This window comes from Xanthomonas sp. NCPPB 1826 (assembly GCF_056725285.1).
Map to the genome: position 1 here is coordinate 1,042,332 of NZ_CM161521.1, position 16,038 is coordinate 1,058,369.

Annotated in this window: 14 protein-coding genes and 1 riboswitch; of the genes, 7 read left to right on the plus strand and 7 right to left on the minus strand. The window is 66.0% G+C overall.

Translation table 11 applies throughout. The features are described from left to right. Positions 1 to 196: 196 nt before the first annotated feature. The gene (locus tag AC1PLA_RS04420; RefSeq protein WP_104627036.1) at positions 197 to 595 is read right to left on the minus strand and encodes a VOC family protein; all 399 of its coding nucleotides are present in this window, start codon (positions 593 to 595) and stop codon (positions 197 to 199) included. Between the two features lie 399 nt (positions 596 to 994). Between AC1PLA_RS04420 and AC1PLA_RS04425 the strand changes: the two genes are divergently transcribed. After that, the gene (locus tag AC1PLA_RS04425) at positions 995 to 1,930 is read left to right on the plus strand and encodes a Gfo/Idh/MocA family protein (RefSeq protein ID WP_481105670.1); all 936 of its coding nucleotides are present in this window, start codon (positions 995 to 997) and stop codon (positions 1,928 to 1,930) included. Between the two features lie 135 nt (positions 1,931 to 2,065). Here the strand turns inward: AC1PLA_RS04425 and AC1PLA_RS04430 are convergent, their stop codons facing one another. Continuing rightward, positions 2,066 to 3,436 carry an alpha-amylase family protein gene (locus AC1PLA_RS04430; RefSeq protein WP_481106160.1) on the minus strand — a complete coding sequence of 457 codons (1,371 nt, stop codon included), beginning with the start codon at positions 3,434 to 3,436 and terminating at the stop codon, positions 2,066 to 2,068. Between the two features lie 383 nt (positions 3,437 to 3,819). On the opposite strand from AC1PLA_RS04430, the gene AC1PLA_RS04435 reads away from it, so the two are divergent. Beyond that, positions 3,820 to 4,365: a DUF2058 domain-containing protein gene (locus AC1PLA_RS04435; protein ID WP_481105671.1), complete on the plus strand. Its 546-nt coding sequence runs from the start codon at positions 3,820 to 3,822 to the stop codon at positions 4,363 to 4,365. Between the two features lie 57 nt (positions 4,366 to 4,422). Next, a complete protein-coding gene (locus AC1PLA_RS04440) occupies positions 4,423 to 4,980 on the plus strand; it encodes a DUF3228 family protein (protein WP_024938322.1) in 558 nt (185 codons plus the stop codon). Between the two features lie 213 nt (positions 4,981 to 5,193). On the opposite strand, the gene AC1PLA_RS04445 is transcribed toward AC1PLA_RS04440, so the two are convergent. From AC1PLA_RS04445 to ahcY, 5 genes are all read right to left on the minus strand, one after another. Beyond that, positions 5,194 to 5,787: a porin family protein gene (locus AC1PLA_RS04445; RefSeq protein ID WP_039530662.1), complete on the minus strand. Its 594-nt coding sequence runs from the start codon at positions 5,785 to 5,787 to the stop codon at positions 5,194 to 5,196. Between the two features lie 203 nt (positions 5,788 to 5,990). Beyond that, the gene (locus AC1PLA_RS04450) at positions 5,991 to 6,296 is read right to left on the minus strand and encodes a hypothetical protein (RefSeq protein WP_481105672.1); all 306 of its coding nucleotides are present in this window, start codon (positions 6,294 to 6,296) and stop codon (positions 5,991 to 5,993) included. Between the two features lie 16 nt (positions 6,297 to 6,312). Continuing rightward, positions 6,313 to 6,498 carry a hypothetical protein gene (locus tag AC1PLA_RS04455; RefSeq protein ID WP_481105673.1) on the minus strand — a complete coding sequence of 62 codons (186 nt, stop codon included), beginning with the start codon at positions 6,496 to 6,498 and terminating at the stop codon, positions 6,313 to 6,315. Next, positions 6,495 to 6,887, minus strand: a complete 393-nt coding sequence (locus AC1PLA_RS04460) for a hypothetical protein (RefSeq protein ID WP_481105674.1) — start codon at positions 6,885 to 6,887, stop codon at positions 6,495 to 6,497. Before AC1PLA_RS04460 ends, AC1PLA_RS04455 begins: the two co-directional genes overlap by 4 nt. 24 nt (positions 6,888 to 6,911) lie before the next feature. Continuing rightward, positions 6,912 to 8,354: an adenosylhomocysteinase gene (gene ahcY, locus AC1PLA_RS04465; RefSeq protein ID WP_016902210.1), complete on the minus strand. Its 1,443-nt coding sequence runs from the start codon at positions 8,352 to 8,354 to the stop codon at positions 6,912 to 6,914. 31 nt (positions 8,355 to 8,385) lie between these two features. Beyond that, a riboswitch (S-adenosyl-L-homocysteine riboswitch) is annotated at positions 8,386 to 8,499 on the minus strand. 188 nt (positions 8,500 to 8,687) lie between these two features. Between ahcY and AC1PLA_RS04470 the strand changes: the two genes are divergently transcribed. The 4 genes from AC1PLA_RS04470 (at position 8,688) to AC1PLA_RS04485 (ending at position 16,015) form a co-directional block, all read left to right on the plus strand. Next, complete coding sequence (locus tag AC1PLA_RS04470; RefSeq protein WP_374151358.1) at positions 8,688 to 11,162, plus strand: S9 family peptidase; 2,475 nt, start codon at positions 8,688 to 8,690, stop codon at positions 11,160 to 11,162. A 399-nt stretch (positions 11,163 to 11,561) separates the two neighbouring features. Next, entirely contained in the window at positions 11,562 to 14,276 is a 2,715-nt protein-coding gene (ppc, locus tag AC1PLA_RS04475) for a phosphoenolpyruvate carboxylase (RefSeq protein ID WP_349780346.1), read from the plus strand. Between the two features lie 132 nt (positions 14,277 to 14,408). Beyond that, the gene (locus AC1PLA_RS04480) at positions 14,409 to 14,981 is read left to right on the plus strand and encodes a TetR/AcrR family transcriptional regulator (protein ID WP_016902213.1); all 573 of its coding nucleotides are present in this window, start codon (positions 14,409 to 14,411) and stop codon (positions 14,979 to 14,981) included. Continuing rightward, positions 14,978 to 16,015, plus strand: a complete 1,038-nt coding sequence (locus AC1PLA_RS04485; protein ID WP_016902214.1) for a DUF4105 domain-containing protein — start codon at positions 14,978 to 14,980, stop codon at positions 16,013 to 16,015. The genes AC1PLA_RS04480 and AC1PLA_RS04485 overlap by 4 nt, the downstream gene beginning before the upstream one ends. Positions 16,016 to 16,038: the final 23 nt, after the last annotated feature.

Consider the following 16,038-nt stretch of genomic DNA (forward strand, 5'->3'; position numbering starts at 1 on the left):
GTGGCATTGCTGGCATCCACCATGGCGGTGCGCAGCGCGGGCATCGCGTGCGCGGAGACGTGGATCTGCCGGCCTCTGCCCGGTTGCCAGTGGTCAGCGCCAGTGCGCCGATGGCGCAGGAGCGCATTCTGCAGATCAGTCTCGTGCTCAAGCCTCGCACAGATGCAGCCGCGCAACTGTAGACAAGCGCCCGCGCTCAGACCGTCGTTTTGACCACCGCTTCGAGGTGGTGCCCGTCGGGATCGATGACAAACGCAGCGTAGTAATCGTCGCCGTAGTCCGGCCGCAGGCCGGGCGCGCCGTTGCAGCTGCCGCCGTGCTGCAGCGCGGCCAGATGGAAGGCATCGACCGCCGCCGCATCGCTGGCGGCGAACGCCAGATGGAAGCCGGCCCCCGGCGCGCATTGCGCAGCCTGGCGCTGCTTCAACGCCAGGCTGTCATCGCCGCCAGGCCGACCGTAACCGACCGCCTGATCGAGCGTGCCCGGCTCCAGGTCGGACCACACCCGCACATAACCGAGTGCGGCAAGTACGGCGTCGTAGAAGGCGGCCGACGCCTCGATCGTGCGGACGCCCAGAGAAAGGTGATGCAACATCGGTGTGATCCTTCAAGGGGGGCAGTAGATCCGCGTGCCGGCGGCGATCGTGGTCCATGCCCGCCCACGCGGCAATTGACGTGTCGGCAGGATTGGCCGGGCCGCGTGCGCTTTCTGATCCTGAGATACGCCGTCTTCAGCTGGTTGCGATAGGCCGGCTGACACATTAGCAGTGGTGCCGCCATAACAACGTAGCGATGGCTGCCTTTGCACGGCCATCGGGCGGCGCAGGTATAGCAAAACAAGCAGGAGCGATGTCTCGCAGCGAACCGCAGCCTGACCTTACACTGCGCCGTTGCGTGCGCTGGTGCAGCGCGCCGCTGCCGCAGTCTCCGCGCGTGCGCCTGAATCGGGCGATCGCGCGGGTCCCGCCACGTCACTATCAGCCCGAAGGTTTCGATGAAGCATTCAGACGCATTGCGCATTGCCCTTGTCGGCATCGGCAAGATCGCCCGCGACCAGCACGTGCCCACCATCGCCGCGCGTGCCGATGTGCAGCTGGTGGCCACCGTGAGCCGGCATGGCACGGTCGATGGAGTGCCGGCATATCACAGCCTGGAAGAGGCCTTCGCGGCGCATCCGCAGATTGAAGCGGTGGCGCTGTGCACGCCACCGGTCGGGCGGCATGCGCAGGCACAGGCCGCGCTGGCCGCGGGTCGCCATGTGTTCTTGGAAAAACCCCCGGCCGCCACCCTGGCCGAGATCGACGATCTGCGCGCGTTGGCGCAGCGTGCGCAATGCAGCCTGTTCACCAGCTGGCATTCGCGCTGCGGCGCAGCCGTGGAGCCTGCGCGGGCGTGGCTGGCCGACAAGCAGATCCTGCGCGCGCACATCACCTGGAAGGAAGACATTCGCCATTGGCACCCGGGCCAGGACTGGATCCTGGAGCCGGGCGGTATGGGCGTGTTCGACCCCGGCATCAATGCGCTGTCCATCGCCACGCATCTGTTGCCGCGCCCCTTCGCGCTGCGCGAAGCAGAGTTGCACACGCCGGAAAACCGCCAGGCACCGCTGTATGCCAGGCTCGGTTTTGTCGATACCGCAGGGGTGCCGGTAACGGCGGAACTGGATTTTCTGCAGACCGGCCATCAGCGCTGGGATATCGAAGTGGACACCACCGATGGCCTGCTCATGCTCAGCGAGGGCGGTGCCAGGCTCAGTATCGATGGCCAGCCGCAGCCAGTGGAAGCCGCCGGCGAGTACGACGGCTTGTACCGGCGTTTCGTGCAGCTGGTGCGCGCCGGCGAATCGGAGGTGGATGTCACCCCGTTCGTGCATGTGGCCGATGCGTTCATGCTCGGCGCGCGCAAGGTCACCGCGCCGTTCGCCTGGTAGCCGGTCGCACCATCCAATGTGTTGCAGCATCCAGAACACCGGCGATGAGCCGGTGTTTTCCTGTGTCAGGGGGGGCGCGTGTCTTTGCGATCAGGCTTCAACCACGCAGCGGACGCCTCGTGCTGGCCAGACAGCTCAGCGGCGCCACATGCGTGCACCGCGCGCCGGCAGCGTGAAGGTATAGGAGCCGCTGGAAATGCGCACCACGCTGCCCGAGCCCAGTGCATCCACATAATCCGCATTCCAGTACAGCACGCTGCCATTCATCGCCACGGTGGTGGTGACCGGATTGCCGCACTTGTTGATGCCGACGATGCCCAGGCTGCCGCGCCGGAACAGCACATGGCAGGAGCTGGACGACAGCACCTGCATGTCGCTGCCCTGCACGCCGTTGTGGAAGCCGATCATGCGGCGCAGGTCGTCGCGCAGATAGGCGTTGACCCAGCGGTTGTCGCCGCTTTCGTCGTTGTCGGTGTAGACCATCGGCATGCCGCCGTTGCGGCCGATCAGATACGCATATGCCAGCGTCTCGTCGACGGGGTCGAGGATGGCGTAGCGGAAGCCGGCATTGTTGGGGATGTCGTGGGTGACGGCGAAGGTCACCGCGCGATTGCCCGGCAACGCCTGTCCGGTGGAGGCGGGATCCACCAACTGCTGCAGGCTGGCGCCAATGGCGAAAGCATTGCGCACCGCGTTGAACAACGGGAAGTCGTAGGCCGCATGCGGCGTGGACTGCAGGTACGGCGCCAGGAACTGGTCGTAATCGCCATTGCCGCTACCGCCGCCGGTGATCACTTCGCCGAACACATACACGCCGGAGCGAATGCCCGCATCGAAGACCCGATTGAGATGGTCGAAGCTCATATGCTTGGCCGCATCGACACGGAAGCCGGTCACACCCAGGCCCTTCAGCGCTTGCAGATAGGCGCGCTGCTGCTGCACCACCCAATCGTTGCCGACCAGGTCCGGCAGGCCCGGATCGCTGCCGCCACCGCAGATGCGATAGGTGCGCACCTGATAGGCGTCGTTGTAGTTGGTGATGCACTGGGCCGGACCGAAATCGCTGGCGCTCAGGAAGTTCGATTGCAAGGTACCGAACAAGCGTAAGGTGTCGTAACGGCCTGGATTTGCAGCGTATTGCGCGAGCACGGCGCTGCCGGGGTAGTTGAGATCCGAGCGTGTCGCGGCCTCGTTGGCCATGTGGTTGAGCACCACATCGGCATAGGTTTCCACACCGTTGTTGGCCAGCGCCTGCACCATGCGCGAGAACGCGGCGGTGTCGCCCAGCGGGCCATCGATCACGCGCAGATCCTGCGGCTGGTAGCGCGCCCACCATGCGCTGCCTTGCGAGCGATAGGCGGGAGCGACCAACACCTTGCGATAGCCGGCGTCGGCAATCTGCTTGGCGCGTGCTTCCACCGTGGCATACGGCCAATTGAAGGCATGCAGGATCACATCGGCCTGCACATTGGCGGTGGTCAGCAGCAGCACCAGCGCGGCGAGCAGCAGCCGCGAGCTGCATTGAAGCCGTGCGGGTGGGGATGGAGTGTGCGTATCGCGCATCGGATGGATCTCCAGTCGGTAAGCGCGAGCACACGCATGCTGCGCGATGCCCGCATCAAGGCCTCCGGCCCCTGTTCCGGAAAGCGCGCGCACGGCGTGCAGCGCGCGGTGATGCTAAGCGTGCATCGCGGCGCAACATCGCTGTTGTGCATACGTATTCAATGCGGGTACCTGCAAAAACCCCGATGCAGGTCGCGCTTTGCGCGGTGCGGGTGGATCGCGGTACCGCGGCACGGCGCGGTGCTGCAGCCGGCGCGGGCTTGGGCAGTCAGGCTGGGTGGCGCGGGGCGCGGTAAACTGGGCGCACATTCACCGGTTCCCCTCCCATGCGCAATCCGCTGCAAGAACAACTGCTCAAGGCCGGCCTGGTCAAGAAGGCCCAGGTGGACAAGGTCGCGCGCGAGCAGAACAAGCAGCGTCATGCCAAGGGCGCGGCCGTGGCACCGGCCGAGGTCGACAAGGTGGATGCGGCGCGGCTACAGGCCGAGCGCGCCGAGCGCGATCGCGCGCTGGCCGAAGAACGCAAGCTGCAGCTGCGGCGGCAGGAAGTGCTGGCCCAGGTCCGGCAGATCGTGGAGACCAACAAGGTCAAGCGCGATGGCGAGATCGCCTACCGCTTCAACGACGGCAGCGTCATCCGCAGCGTGCTGGTCAATCCCACGCTGCGCAGCCAGCTGGCCAGCGGGGCGCTGGTGATCGTGCGGCATGGCGATGGCTTCGAGCTGATTCCGCGCGCCGCCGCCGACAAGGTCTACAGCCGCGATGCGGACACTGTGGTGCTGGATCATGGCCGTAGCAGCACGCCATCGGCGCCGGACAGCGACGACGACTATTACAGCCAGTTCAAGGTGCCGGACGATCTGATCTGGTAAGTGGTCGCATGGCAGGGCTGCAGGCTACCCTGGCGTTCTTTGCCACCCACCACCGTCATGTCCATCGTTCTCACACCGTTTGCCCGCACCCGTCTGTTTCCCCGCGATGGTCGTCGCAACGCCATCCAGGATTGCACGCCTGAGCAGTTCATCCAGCGGCTCAATGAAGAGGCGCCGGTGCGCGTGATCGAAGGCTATGCGCCGTTCTGCCAGCTGCATGTGCACCGCAACTGGACCTCGACGCGCTGCCTCACTGCGCCGATCACCGACGACAACCGCCACCAGCTGCGCTCCGGCTACGAGGCACGCAGCACGCAGGAGTTGCCGGTGCTGGTGCGCTGGTTCGAAGGTGTGGAGCCACCGGTGGCGACGTATCTGCTGCCGATCCTCTACAGCCGCGATCAGCTGGCCAAGGAGGGCGCGCCGATCGACGCCGACTGGGGCGTGGTCGGTTGCCTCTACACCACCGAGCCGGAAGAAATTCCGATGGCGCCCATCACCATGCTGCGCAATGCATTGGGCGTGGACGAGGGCGGCTCCGGTGTGGCACTGGACCGCGATGCGTACCGGCGCAGCGTGGCGTTCTGGGAACGCAATGCGAACTGGCGGCCGTAGCAGGTAGACGGCTCGCTTCGTATCGTGGGATTTTCCCGTGCTAGGGAAAGCAGCGCTGCTCTTGAACTCAGGCGTGGCGGCGGCGGCGTGGCGCCGCTTCGCCGCCACCGGCGCATCCTTTCGCCGAGCGTGACACGTGGTTGCACGTACGGCTGCAGAGTCGAGCTGCGTCTGCTGTTTCGGACTCGCCGCAGCTCGACATGCTGATAGCTGTCAGAACCGGTACTCGGCATTCACCGATGCCATGTCGGTGCTCAGATCGACATCGAATTTCTTGGCGTTGTAATGGTCGTAGTTGGCGCCGATGCTGAAGTGCTCGCCCAGGTTGTAGCCCACGCCGGCGCCTGCATACCACGACAGCTTGTCCAGGTCGGAGCGGTCGGACACGGTGTCATTGCGCAGGCCCTGGCCCTTCCAGCCATACAGCCCGCCGCGCATGCTGGCGTACCACCTGTCGCCCAGTGCGAAGCGTTGATTCAGGCCAACGGTCCAGCCATGCAGCTGGCTTTCGTCTTCCACGACGGCATCACCGTTGAACAGATTTTTCGCCTGGATATTGCCAAGATCGTTATAGCCAGCTTCCAGGCCAATCGATAACCACGGAAACAGCACGTTCCAGCGATACCCGGCGGCGATGTTGTAGCCGGTAGCGCTGCCATCGTAGGGCCCGCTCTTGAGCGAGGTGCGGCCGACGCCGCCGTTGACGAACCAACCCGCACCGTCGCCGGATGCGGACTGCGCAAAGACATCGGGTGCGGCCGTCAATGCCAGCGCCGAGAGCGCCAACGTGAGCATGCGTTTGTTCATGACAAATTCTCTTGAAAGTGCGAATGCGGTAAGGAATCACCAACGCACGCCATGACCGGGCGCAAGCGTTGCAGCGCCATAGTGGTCAGCGGAATTTGGAAAGTTATTAGCCGCAGCCGTATGCGCAGCAGCCGACATTCTCAAGCGCAGCATTGCGTGGATTGCACTTGGCGAGCTGCCGACAATCCTGGCGCTGATGCGTGCTAGCCGACGCCTAGCACGGGCATGTCCGGGGCGACCCATACGACGGTAGTGATCGCGCCTTGTACCAGTCCCTGATCCCTGAGCTGCGCAAAGACGGCCGCAGGCGGCCAACCCGCAGGTGCGTCGGCAAAGGGAATCTGCAGTGACTGCAGCAGGCTGAGGATTTCGGAAAGTTCTTCAGAGCTCTTGAAGCTCAGACTGATGCGGTCTCGCATCGAACTGCCACGCGTCAGCAATCGCTGGCGCATGGCACTGTCGCAGATCACATGGACATGTTGATCCAGGACAGCGGAAACATGGTTCATGCGTTGCAGCCGCTGCTCAGATCTCGCTGAGGATATGGCTGCGGCGCTGTTGGTACTCCGCATCGGTGATCAACTGCTGCGACCTCAGCGTGTCCAGCTCCAGCAGTCTGGCTTGAGCGCTCTTTGGCGCTGCTGACCCTGTCGTTGCCACAGTCGATTTGCGCGACGCGCGCTTTGCGACCCAGACGATCAGGCTGATCACGGCAGCGATGCTGCAGAAGAAGAAAAGAACGATGATCCAGTGCCAGATGCTGAAGCCGCCCATGTTGGTTCCTTTTGACGATGGGTGTTACGTAGTGGTTGACCAGTCTTGCTGCCACGCAGGTAAGCCGCAAGCCTTGCGCGAGTATCGTACACGGCAACAGCTGCCACGCCGACGGCAGCGCTGTCTGGCGTGCTGGATTCCATGGTGTATTGCTCAAGGCGTTGCATGCGTTGCATGCGATGCATGTCGATGTCGATGTCGATGTCGATGCCGCATGGCGCGAACGCAGATTGGTCGCCATGTGGGTCCGCTTCACGCGGGGCCATCCAGCATCCTGCAAAGAAAACGGGCGCCTTGCGGCGCCCGTTCTGTTCAAGCGGTGACATCCGGGCAATCAACCGCCCGGTTGATCAGTAGCGGTAATGATCCGGCTTGTACGGGCCGGCCACGTCCACGCCGAGGTAGTCGGCCTGGTCCTTGGTCAGGGTGGTCAGCTTGACGCCGATCTTTTCCAGATGCAGACGTGCGACTTCTTCGTCCAGGTGCTTGGGCAGGATGTAGACCTTCTTCTCGTAGCTGTCGCGCTTTTCCCACAGGTCGATCTGCGCCAGGGTCTGGTTGGCGAACGAGTTGGACATCACGAAGCTCGGGTGGCCGGTGGCGCAGCCCAGGTTCACCAGGCGACCGTCGGCCAGCAGGAAGATCGCATTGCCGTTGCCGAACACGTACTTGTCGACCTGCGGCTTGATGTTGATCTTTTCCACGCCCTTGAGTGCGTTCAGCGCATCGACCTGGATCTCGTTGTCGAAGTGGCCGATGTTGCAGACGATGGCCTGATCCTTCATCGCCTGCAGGTGCTCGACGGTAATGATGTCCTTGTTGCCGGTGGTGGTGACGTAGATGTCGCCGCGGCCGAGGGTGGATTCGATGGTGTTGACCTCGAAGCCTTCCATCGACGCCTGCAGGGCGCAGATCGGGTCGATCTCGGTGACGATCACGCGGGCACCGTAGGCACGCAGCGAGGCGGCACTGCCCTTGCCGACGTCGCCATAGCCGCAGACCACCGCGACCTTGCCGGCCAGCATCACGTCCATCGCGCGCTTGAGGCCATCGGCCAGCGACTCGCGGCAGCCGTACAGGTTGTCGAACTTGCTCTTGGTGACCGAGTCGTTGACGTTGATGGCCGGGATCAGCAGCTTGCCGGCTTCGGCGATCTGGTACAGGCGGTGCACGCCGGTGGTGGTCTCTTCGGAGACGCCCTTCCAGTCCTTGACCACGCGGGTCCAGTAACCCGGACGCTCGACGGCCACGCGCTTGAGCAGCGCCTTGATCACGCCTTCCTCGTGCGAGGAGGCCGGCTCGTCGACCCAGGTGCTGCCATTTTCGAGCTCATAGCCCTTGTGGATCAGCAGGGTGACGTCGCCGCCGTCGTCCACCACCAGTTCCGGGCCGGTCTGGGTGCCGTCGGGCAGGGTGAAGGTCAGCGCGTCCAGGGTGCAATCCCAATACTCTTCCAGCGTCTCGCCCTTCCAGGCGAACACCGGCGTGCCGGAGGCGGCGATCGCGGCGGCCGCGTGGTCCTGGGTGGAGAAGATGTTGCACGAGGCCCAGCGTACGTTGGCGCCGATGTCCTTGAGCGTTTCGATCAGCACCGCGGTCTGGATGGTCATGTGCAGCGAGCCGGTGATGCGTACATCCTTCAGCGGCTTGGTCTGCGCATGCTTGCGGCGGATCGACATCAGGCCCGGCATCTCGTGCTCGGCGATGTCCAGCTCCTTGCGGCCCCAATCGGCCAGGGAGAGGTCGGCGATCTTGTAATCGGTATGTGGGGCGATTTTCGTGACAGCGTTCATGCAATAGCTCCGGTAAGCAGACCAATGTCTGCAATGCGGGGCGCCGTTGAACGATGAATGCTTGTCGAGCCTGGCCGTATTTCCCGCACTTTTCGTGCAGTTGGCGGATCAGTCCGCCATACCGGTCGCAGCGCCCCTCGACGAGAGCGTTGATTATATCGGCAGCACCCCCCTCCGGCATGAATTGGCCGGCTTGAAGTGGCACGCGCCCCAACCAACGGCAGGGGAGCGGGGGGCACGTGGCTGCTATGGTCCGGAGTCGATCGACACTGGGGATGGACAATGCAGGCGACACCCGATGCACGGCACGGCAGGCGGCAGCAGCGATGGGCCCTGGCAGGCGTACTGGCGCTGAGCGCACCACTGGCTGCGGCCGCAGGCGTCGCGCCGGCTGGCCCGCCTGCCGCTGCGGCAAGCACTGGCTACCAACTGCCCTCCAAGGCGCTGCAGGCAGTGGTGGACGCCCCGCGCGCGCCGCTGCTGCACCTGTCGCCCAAACGCGACCTGGGCGCGATGGTGCAGTTGCCGGCGTTGCCGGACATCGCCGAGGTGGCCCAGCCCGAACTCAAGCTGGCCGGCCTGCGCATCCATCCCCAAACCTTTGCCAGCAGCCGGTTCTCCTTTGCCGATAAGCTGTGGCTGCTGTCGGTGGCCGACGGCAGCGAGCGGCAGATCGCCGGGCTGCCGTCACCACTGTCGCTGGCCACGTTGAGCTGGTCGCCGGATCAGCGCTACCTGGCGTTCCGCCGCGAGGACGCGGCCAGCGGTGCCAACGAGCTGTGGCTGGTGGACGTGGCGGCCGGGCAGGCGCGGCGTCTGGTGGCCGGTTTGAATACCAGCGTCAACGACGATCTGCGCTGGTTGCCCGATGGCAGCGGCCTGCTGCTGCAGCAGCAAGTGGCCGGGCAGGGCGCGTCGCCCACCCGCGATGCGGTGCCGGACGGCCCGGCGATCCAGCAGACCAGTGCCGCTGCCGGCGTGCGTTCACTGCCGACCTATCAGGACTTGCTGCGCAACGAGGCCGATGCGCGCGTGTTCGAGTATTACGCCACCGGCCAGCCGGTCATCGTCAGCGTGAGCGGGCAGGTGCGCCCGATCGCCACGCCCGGCATCTATCTCAATCTATCGGTGTCGCCGGATGGCCGTTACATCCTGAGCGAACGCAGCGAACGGCCGTTCTCGTATCTGGTGCCGGTGGACAACTTCGCACGCCGTATCGAGGTGCTGGACCTGCAGGGCAAGCTGGTGCACCAGATCGCCCGGCTGCCATTGGTGGAAGGCCTGCCGACCGGCAACGATGCCGTGCCCACCGGCGTGCGCGACATCGCCTGGCGCGTCGATGCGCCGGCCACGCTGGTCTGGGCCGAGGCGCAGGACGGCGGCGACCCGGCACGCGAGAGCAAGATCCGTGATGCGGTGCTGATGCAGGCTGCGCCATTTACGCGTGCGCCGGTCACGCTGGCGCAACTGGGCAGCCGCATCGAAGGCATCCAGTGGGGCCGCGGCGATCTGGCCATCCTCAGCGAAAGCTGGTGGAAGACCCGCCGCACCAAGCAGTGGCGCATTGCACCGGACCAGCCGCAGCGCGCGCCCGAACTGCTCTGGGACCGCTCCTCGCAGGACCGCTACAACGATCCCGGCACGCCGGCGACCGTGGCCGACGGCAAGGGCCGCACGCTGCTGCAGACCGGCGCCGATGGCAACAGCCTGTTCCTGCTCGGCAAGGGCGCCTCGCCGGAAGGCGACCGCCCGTTCGTGGATCGCTTCGATCTGCAGAGCAAGCGCGCCACGCGCCTGTTCCATTCGCAGGCGCCGAGCTATTCCGCACCGCTGGCATTGCTGGATGCGCAGGGCACGCAGTTGCTGCTCAGCCGTGAATCGCCCGAGGAGCCGGCCAACTATGTCGTGCAGGCGCTGGGCGATGCAGCGCCTGCGCCGCGGGCGTTGACGCATTTCGCCCATCCGCTGCCGCAGTTGCGTGGCGTGCAGAAGGAGCAGATCCGCTACAAGCGCGCCGATGGCGTGGACCTCACCGCCACGCTGCTGCTGCCGCCCGGTTACGACCCCAAGCGCGACGGCCCGCGGCCGCTGCTGATGTGGGCTTATCCGGGCGAGTTCAAGAGTGCCGACACCGCCAGCCAGGTCACCGACTCGCCCTATCGCTTCAATGCGATCAGCTACTGGGGGCCGCAGGCGTTTCTGGCGATCGGCTATGTGGTGCTCAACAACCCGACCATGCCGATCGTCGGCGAAGGCGATGCCGAACCCAACGACACCTATGTGCCGCAGCTGGTCGCCGATGCGCAGGCCGCGGTGGACGAAGTGGTGCGGCGCGGGGTCACCGACCGCGAGCACATCGCCATCGGCGGGCACTCCTACGGCGCTTTCATGACCGCCAACCTGCTCGCGCACACGCGGCTGTTCAAGGCCGGCATCGCGCGCAGCGGTGCCTACAACCGCACCCTCACCCCGTTCGGGTTCCAGGCCGAGGAGCGCAACTACTGGCAGGCGCAATCGGTGTATCAGGCGATGTCGCCGTTCAACTACGCCGACAAGATCAAGGATCCGCTGCTGTTGATCCACGGCCAGGACGACAACAACACCGGCACCTTCCCGATCCAGAGCGAGCGCATGTTCGCCGCGATCAAGGGCCTGGGCGGCAACGCGCGGCTGGTGTTGCTGCCCAACGAATCGCATGCGTACCGCGCGCGGCAGTCGATCCTGCAGATGCTGGCCGAGAGCGAGCAGTGGTTGAAGACCAATCTCGGCGAGCCGGTGAAGGAGACCGGCGCTACGCGCACGCGTTGATCGATGGTGCGCTGGCACCGGTAGGAGCGCGCTTGCGCGCGATGCGGCTTTACCGGTGACGCTTCTTCGCGCCCGGGTGCGCTCCTACGGTGAATGCGTCCGCCTCGCGTCCCGGGAAGATTTGCTGCGCCGTCCACACGATTGCCGCGATCACCGGTAGGAGCGCACCCGGGCGCGACGCAGCATGACCAGGACAGCCACATCGCGTAGCAGCGGGCTGGCCCGCGATGGGGCATGACCGGGAAAGCCCCATCGCGCGCCAGCGCGCTCCTACGAGATTCATCGCCACGTGCGCCAGCACACGATGGTTGGTGTTGAAACCGTCGTGCCGGTCGCGATCATCTAATCCTTTTGGGTTAGTCTTCGACGACTTTGCGCTTGAGAGGGTGTGCGTTTCCGATGAACGAGTACCGCAGCAGTCTTGTGTTCGCTACCCCCGATCTTGCCTTGCGCGACGATGTGCGTCGGCTCGGTGCACTGGTCGGTGACCTGCTCGCCGAGCAGGTCTCTGCGGAATTCCTCGATGAGATCGAACGCGTCCGCACCACGGCGATTGCGCGCCGCGAGAGCGATGCCCCGCCGTCGACGCTGAGCGAGCAGCTGGCCGGGCGCGAGCCGCGCGAGGCCGAGTCGCTGGTGCGCGCCTTCAGCACCTATTTCCAGGTGGTCAACATCGCCGAGCGCGTGCACCGCATCCGCCGCCGCCGCGAATACCAGCGCAGCGGCACCGACACGCCGCAGCCGGACGGGTTGCACGATGCCTTGCGCCGGCTCAAGGCGCAGGGCGTGACGCTGGACGAACTCAGCGAGTGGTTGCCGCGGATCGACGTGGAGCCGGTGTTCACCGCGCATCCCACCGAGGCGGTGCGCCGCGCGCTGCTGGAAAAAGAGCAGCTGATGGTCGCCAGCCTGGTCGACAACCTGGACGGCATGCGCACGCCCAACGAGCGCGCCACCGACGCGGCGCGCTTCCGCATGGCCTTGACCGCGTCCTGGCAGACCGCCGACTCCTCGCCGGTGCGCCCCACCGTGGAGGACGAGCGCGAGCATGTGGGCTTCTATCTCACCCAGGTGCTGTATCGCGTGGTCCCGGTGATGTACGAAACCCTCGAACACGCCATCGAAGAAACCTACGGCAGCGTGCCGACCCTGCCGCGGCTGCTGCGCTTCGGCACCTGGGTCGGCGGCGACATGGACGGCAACCCCAACGTGGATGCCGTCACCATCGCCGGCACGCTGGATGCGCAACGGCGTGCGGTGCTGGACCGTTATCAGAAGGAACTCTGGCAACTGGCCAGCCTGCTCAGCCAGTCGACCACGCTGGTGGCGGTGAGCCCGGCGTTGAGCGAGCAACTGCAGCGCTACCGCGCGCTGTTGCCGGAGGACGCCGCACGCTCGCGTCCGCGCCACGGCGACATGCCGTACCGGCTGCTCAACGATCTGATGCGCGCGCGCCTGCAGGCCACGCTGGACGATGCCGCGGGTGCCTACACCAGCCCGTCCGAGCTGGAACACGACCTGCAATTGATCCTGGACAGCCTGCAGGCCAACAAGGGCCTGCACGCCGGTTGGTTCGCGGTGCGCCGCCTGTTGTGGCGTGTGCGCACCTTCGGTTTCCACCTGGCGCGGCTGGATGTGCGCCAGGAATCGAGCGTGCATGCACGTGCAGTGGCCGACGCACTCGGCCAGGCGGATTGGGACGAACAGGATGCCAGGCAGCGCGCTGCATTGCTCGGTCCGTATGCAGCCGGAGAGCAGGCATTGCCGCGCGTGGATGACGAAGGCAATGCGCGGCTGGATGCGGTGTTTGCCGCGCTTGCCGATGCGCGCAGCCGCCACGGCGCCGATGCGCTGGGCAGCTACATCATCTCGATGGCGCACAACCGCGCCGACGTGCTCACCGTGCTGGCGCTGGCGCGCCGTGGCGGCCTGGTCGACGACGCCGGCGCAGTGCCGCTGGATATCGTGCCGCTGTTCGAAACCGTGGACGATCTGCGCGGCGGCACCGGCACCGTGCAGGATCTGCTGGCCGACCCTGTCTACCGCCAGCACCTGGCCGCGCGCGGCGATACGCAGATGGTGATGCTCGGGTATTCGGACAGCGGCAAGGACGGCGGCATCACCGCCTCGCGCTGGGGGCTGCAGCGCGCGCAGGTGGAACTGCTCGAAGCCGCCGCCGAGCTGGGCGTGCGGCTGACCTTCTTCCACGGCCGCGGTGGCTCGATCGCACGTGGCGGCGGCAAGACCAGCCGCGCGCTGGATGCCGCGCCGCGCGGCAGTGTCGATGGCCGGCTGCGCGTGACCGAGCAGGGCGAGGTGATCCATCGCAAGTACGGCATCCGTGCCCTGGCGCTGCGCTCGCTGGAACAGATGACCGGCGCGGTGCTGCTGTCCAGCCTGCGTCCGCGTGCGCCCGAGCCGCGCGAGGATCGCTGGCGGCCGGTGATGGACCTGGTCGCCGAACAAAGCACCGTGGCGTATCGCGCGTTCGTTGGCGCGCCGGATTTCATGCAGTACTTCCGCCGCGCCACGCCGATCGACGTGATCGAACGCATGACGCTGGGCTCGCGCCCGTCGCGCCGGCTCGGCCAGGACGCGGCCTTGTCCAACCTGCGCGCGATTCCGTGGGTGTTCGCGTGGAGCCAGGCGCGTGCGGTGATCCCGGGCTGGTACGGCGTGGGCAGCGGCCTGCAGGCGGCGGTGGATGCCGGGCACGAAGACACCTTGCGCGAGATGGCGCAGGACTGGCCGTTCTTCCGCACCTTTCTCGACGACGTGGCGATGGTGCTGTCCAAGGGCGACCTCACCATCGCCGAGCTGTTCTCGCGGCTGTCGGGCGAACTGCACGAGCGGTTCTTCCCGGGCATCGGCGCCGAGCTGGCGCTGACCAAAGGCTGGGTGAAGGCATTGACCGGCCAGCAGTCGCTGCTGCAGCACGACCCGCGGCTGGCCTTGTCGATCCGCCTGCGTAACCCCTACATCGACCCGATCAGCGTGCTGCAGGTGGACCTGCTGCAACGCTGGCGTGCCACCGATGGCGAAGACGACGAGCTGTTGCGCGCGCTGGTCGCCTGCGTCAACGGCGTCTCGCAAGGCGTGCAGAACACCGGCTGATCCGGTTCGGCGCTACGACGATCGGATCAGACGGTCGAATCAGACCGCCCGATCCGACCGTTGGTCGGAGAGGGTGCGGAATCGGCAAGCGGACTCTGGTGTAACCGGACAAATCTGTCCGATAATGCCGCGATGACGACTTCCCGCCCTGATGCCGCGCTGCGCCGCCGGCAGATACTCGATGCCGCCGACGAAGTGTTCAGCGAACACGGCGTCAATGCCCCGCTGGAGCTGGTGGTCGAGCGTGCCGGCCTTGGCCGCGCCACGCTGTACCGCAATTTCCCTGACCGGCTCGCGCTGATGACCGCGCTGATGACCCGCGGCCTGGACGGCCTGGAGCGGCTGGCCGCCGATCTGGCCGAGCGCCCGGACGGACTGGCCGTGCTGCTGCACGACGTGGCCGAGCACATCGCCCAGTCCGCGCCGCTGGTGGATTTCTGGCGTTCCATCGAACGCGCGCACCCGGCGGTGGAAACCGCCGACCGGCGCGTGGTGAGCATCTTCCTGCCATTCGTGCATCGCGCCCGCGACGCCGGCCTGTGCCGCGCCGATGTCGACGACGAACAGCTGCTGCTGGTGATCGACATGCTGGGCAGCTGCCTGCGCGGCAATGACGAATCCGAACGCAAACGCCTCGCCCATCGTTCGGCCGATCTGTTGATGCACGCATTGGGCATGCAGGTACCGGAAGGCGGCACCCGATGAAACCGGCCACGCGTTCGCGCATCGGGCGCTGGGCGTTGCGGGTGGCGCTGGTGCTGGCAGCGCTCTGGGGCGGGCTGGCGATCTACTTCGCGCTGACCGGCAACGCGTTCGTGCGCGCGGCGTGGGTGGGCTCGTGGTGCGCGATGGCAATCGCGGCGTTGTGGGGCTTGCGCCGTGGCCGCGAGAACTGGGCCTTGGTGGGCATCTTCAGTGCGGCATTTGCGGTGCTGGCGGTGTCGTGGTGGATGATGCAGCCCAGCCAGGACCGCGACTGGGCCGACGATGTCGCCCAGCGCCTGCAGCCCGAGGTGCACGGCAACATCGTCACGCTGCACAACGTGCGCAATTTCGACTGGCATAGTGAAACCGACTACCAGCCGCGCTGGGAAACCCGCCAGTACGATCTGGACCGTTTGGTCAGCGCCGATCTGGCGCTGTCGTACTGGATGGGCCCGGCGATCGCGCACACCCTGGTGTCGTTCGGTTTCGACGACGGCTCGCACGTGGTGTTCTCGCTGGAAATCCGCAAGGAGCGCGACGAGTCGTTCTCGGCATTGGGCGGATTTTTCCGCAGTTTCGAAGAGACCCTGGTAGCCGCCGACGAGCGCGACATCCTGCGCGTGCGCACCAATGTGCGCGGCGAGGACATGTATCTGTATCGGCTGGCGATTCCCAAAGCCGGGCTGCGCCGCATGTTCATGGGCTACGTGGGCCTGGCCAACGACTTGAATCGCGCGCCGGCGTTCTACAACACGCTCACCAGCAACTGCACCACGATCGTGTTCGCGTTGGCGCGGCAATTGCAGCCCACATTGCCGCTGGATCATCGCCTGCTGCTGTCCGGCTACGCCGACGAATACGCCTACGATCACGATGGGCTGATGCCCGGCTACGACTTCGCGACGCTGAAGCAGCGTGGGCATTTCACCGCACGTGCGATCGCCGCCGACAAGGCGGCCGATTTCTCCGAGCGCATCCGCGCCGGCATGCCGCAGGCACCGGCGCCTGGGGCCACCGCGAGCGCACCCCGGTGAAGGCTTGCCTGCGTGGATGTCGT

Excerpts from the sequence above, each read along its gene's own strand:
- AC1PLA_RS04420 (WP_104627036.1), bottom strand. The coding sequence starts at position 595 with ATGTTGCATCACCTTTCTCTGGGCGTCCGCACGATCGAGGCGTCGGCC.
- AC1PLA_RS04435 (WP_481105671.1), top strand. The coding sequence starts at position 3,820 with ATGCGCAATCCGCTGCAAGAACAACTGCTCAAGGCCGGCCTGGTCAAG.
- AC1PLA_RS04445 (WP_039530662.1), bottom strand. The coding sequence starts at position 5,787 with ATGAACAAACGCATGCTCACGTTGGCGCTCTCGGCGCTGGCATTGACG.
- ahcY (WP_016902210.1), bottom strand. The coding sequence starts at position 8,354 with ATGAACGCTGTCACGAAAATCGCCCCACATACCGATTACAAGATCGCC.
- AC1PLA_RS04425 (WP_481105670.1), top strand. The coding sequence starts at position 995 with ATGAAGCATTCAGACGCATTGCGCATTGCCCTTGTCGGCATCGGCAAG.
- AC1PLA_RS04485 (WP_016902214.1), top strand. The coding sequence starts at position 14,978 with ATGAAACCGGCCACGCGTTCGCGCATCGGGCGCTGGGCGTTGCGGGTG.
- AC1PLA_RS04480 (WP_016902213.1), top strand. The coding sequence starts at position 14,409 with ATGACGACTTCCCGCCCTGATGCCGCGCTGCGCCGCCGGCAGATACTC.
- ppc (WP_349780346.1), top strand. The coding sequence starts at position 11,562 with ATGAACGAGTACCGCAGCAGTCTTGTGTTCGCTACCCCCGATCTTGCC.
- AC1PLA_RS04460 (WP_481105674.1), bottom strand. The coding sequence starts at position 6,887 with ATGTCACCGCTTGAACAGAACGGGCGCCGCAAGGCGCCCGTTTTCTTT.
- AC1PLA_RS04440 (WP_024938322.1), top strand. The coding sequence starts at position 4,423 with ATGTCCATCGTTCTCACACCGTTTGCCCGCACCCGTCTGTTTCCCCGC.
- AC1PLA_RS04450 (WP_481105672.1), bottom strand. The coding sequence starts at position 6,296 with ATGAACCATGTTTCCGCTGTCCTGGATCAACATGTCCATGTGATCTGC.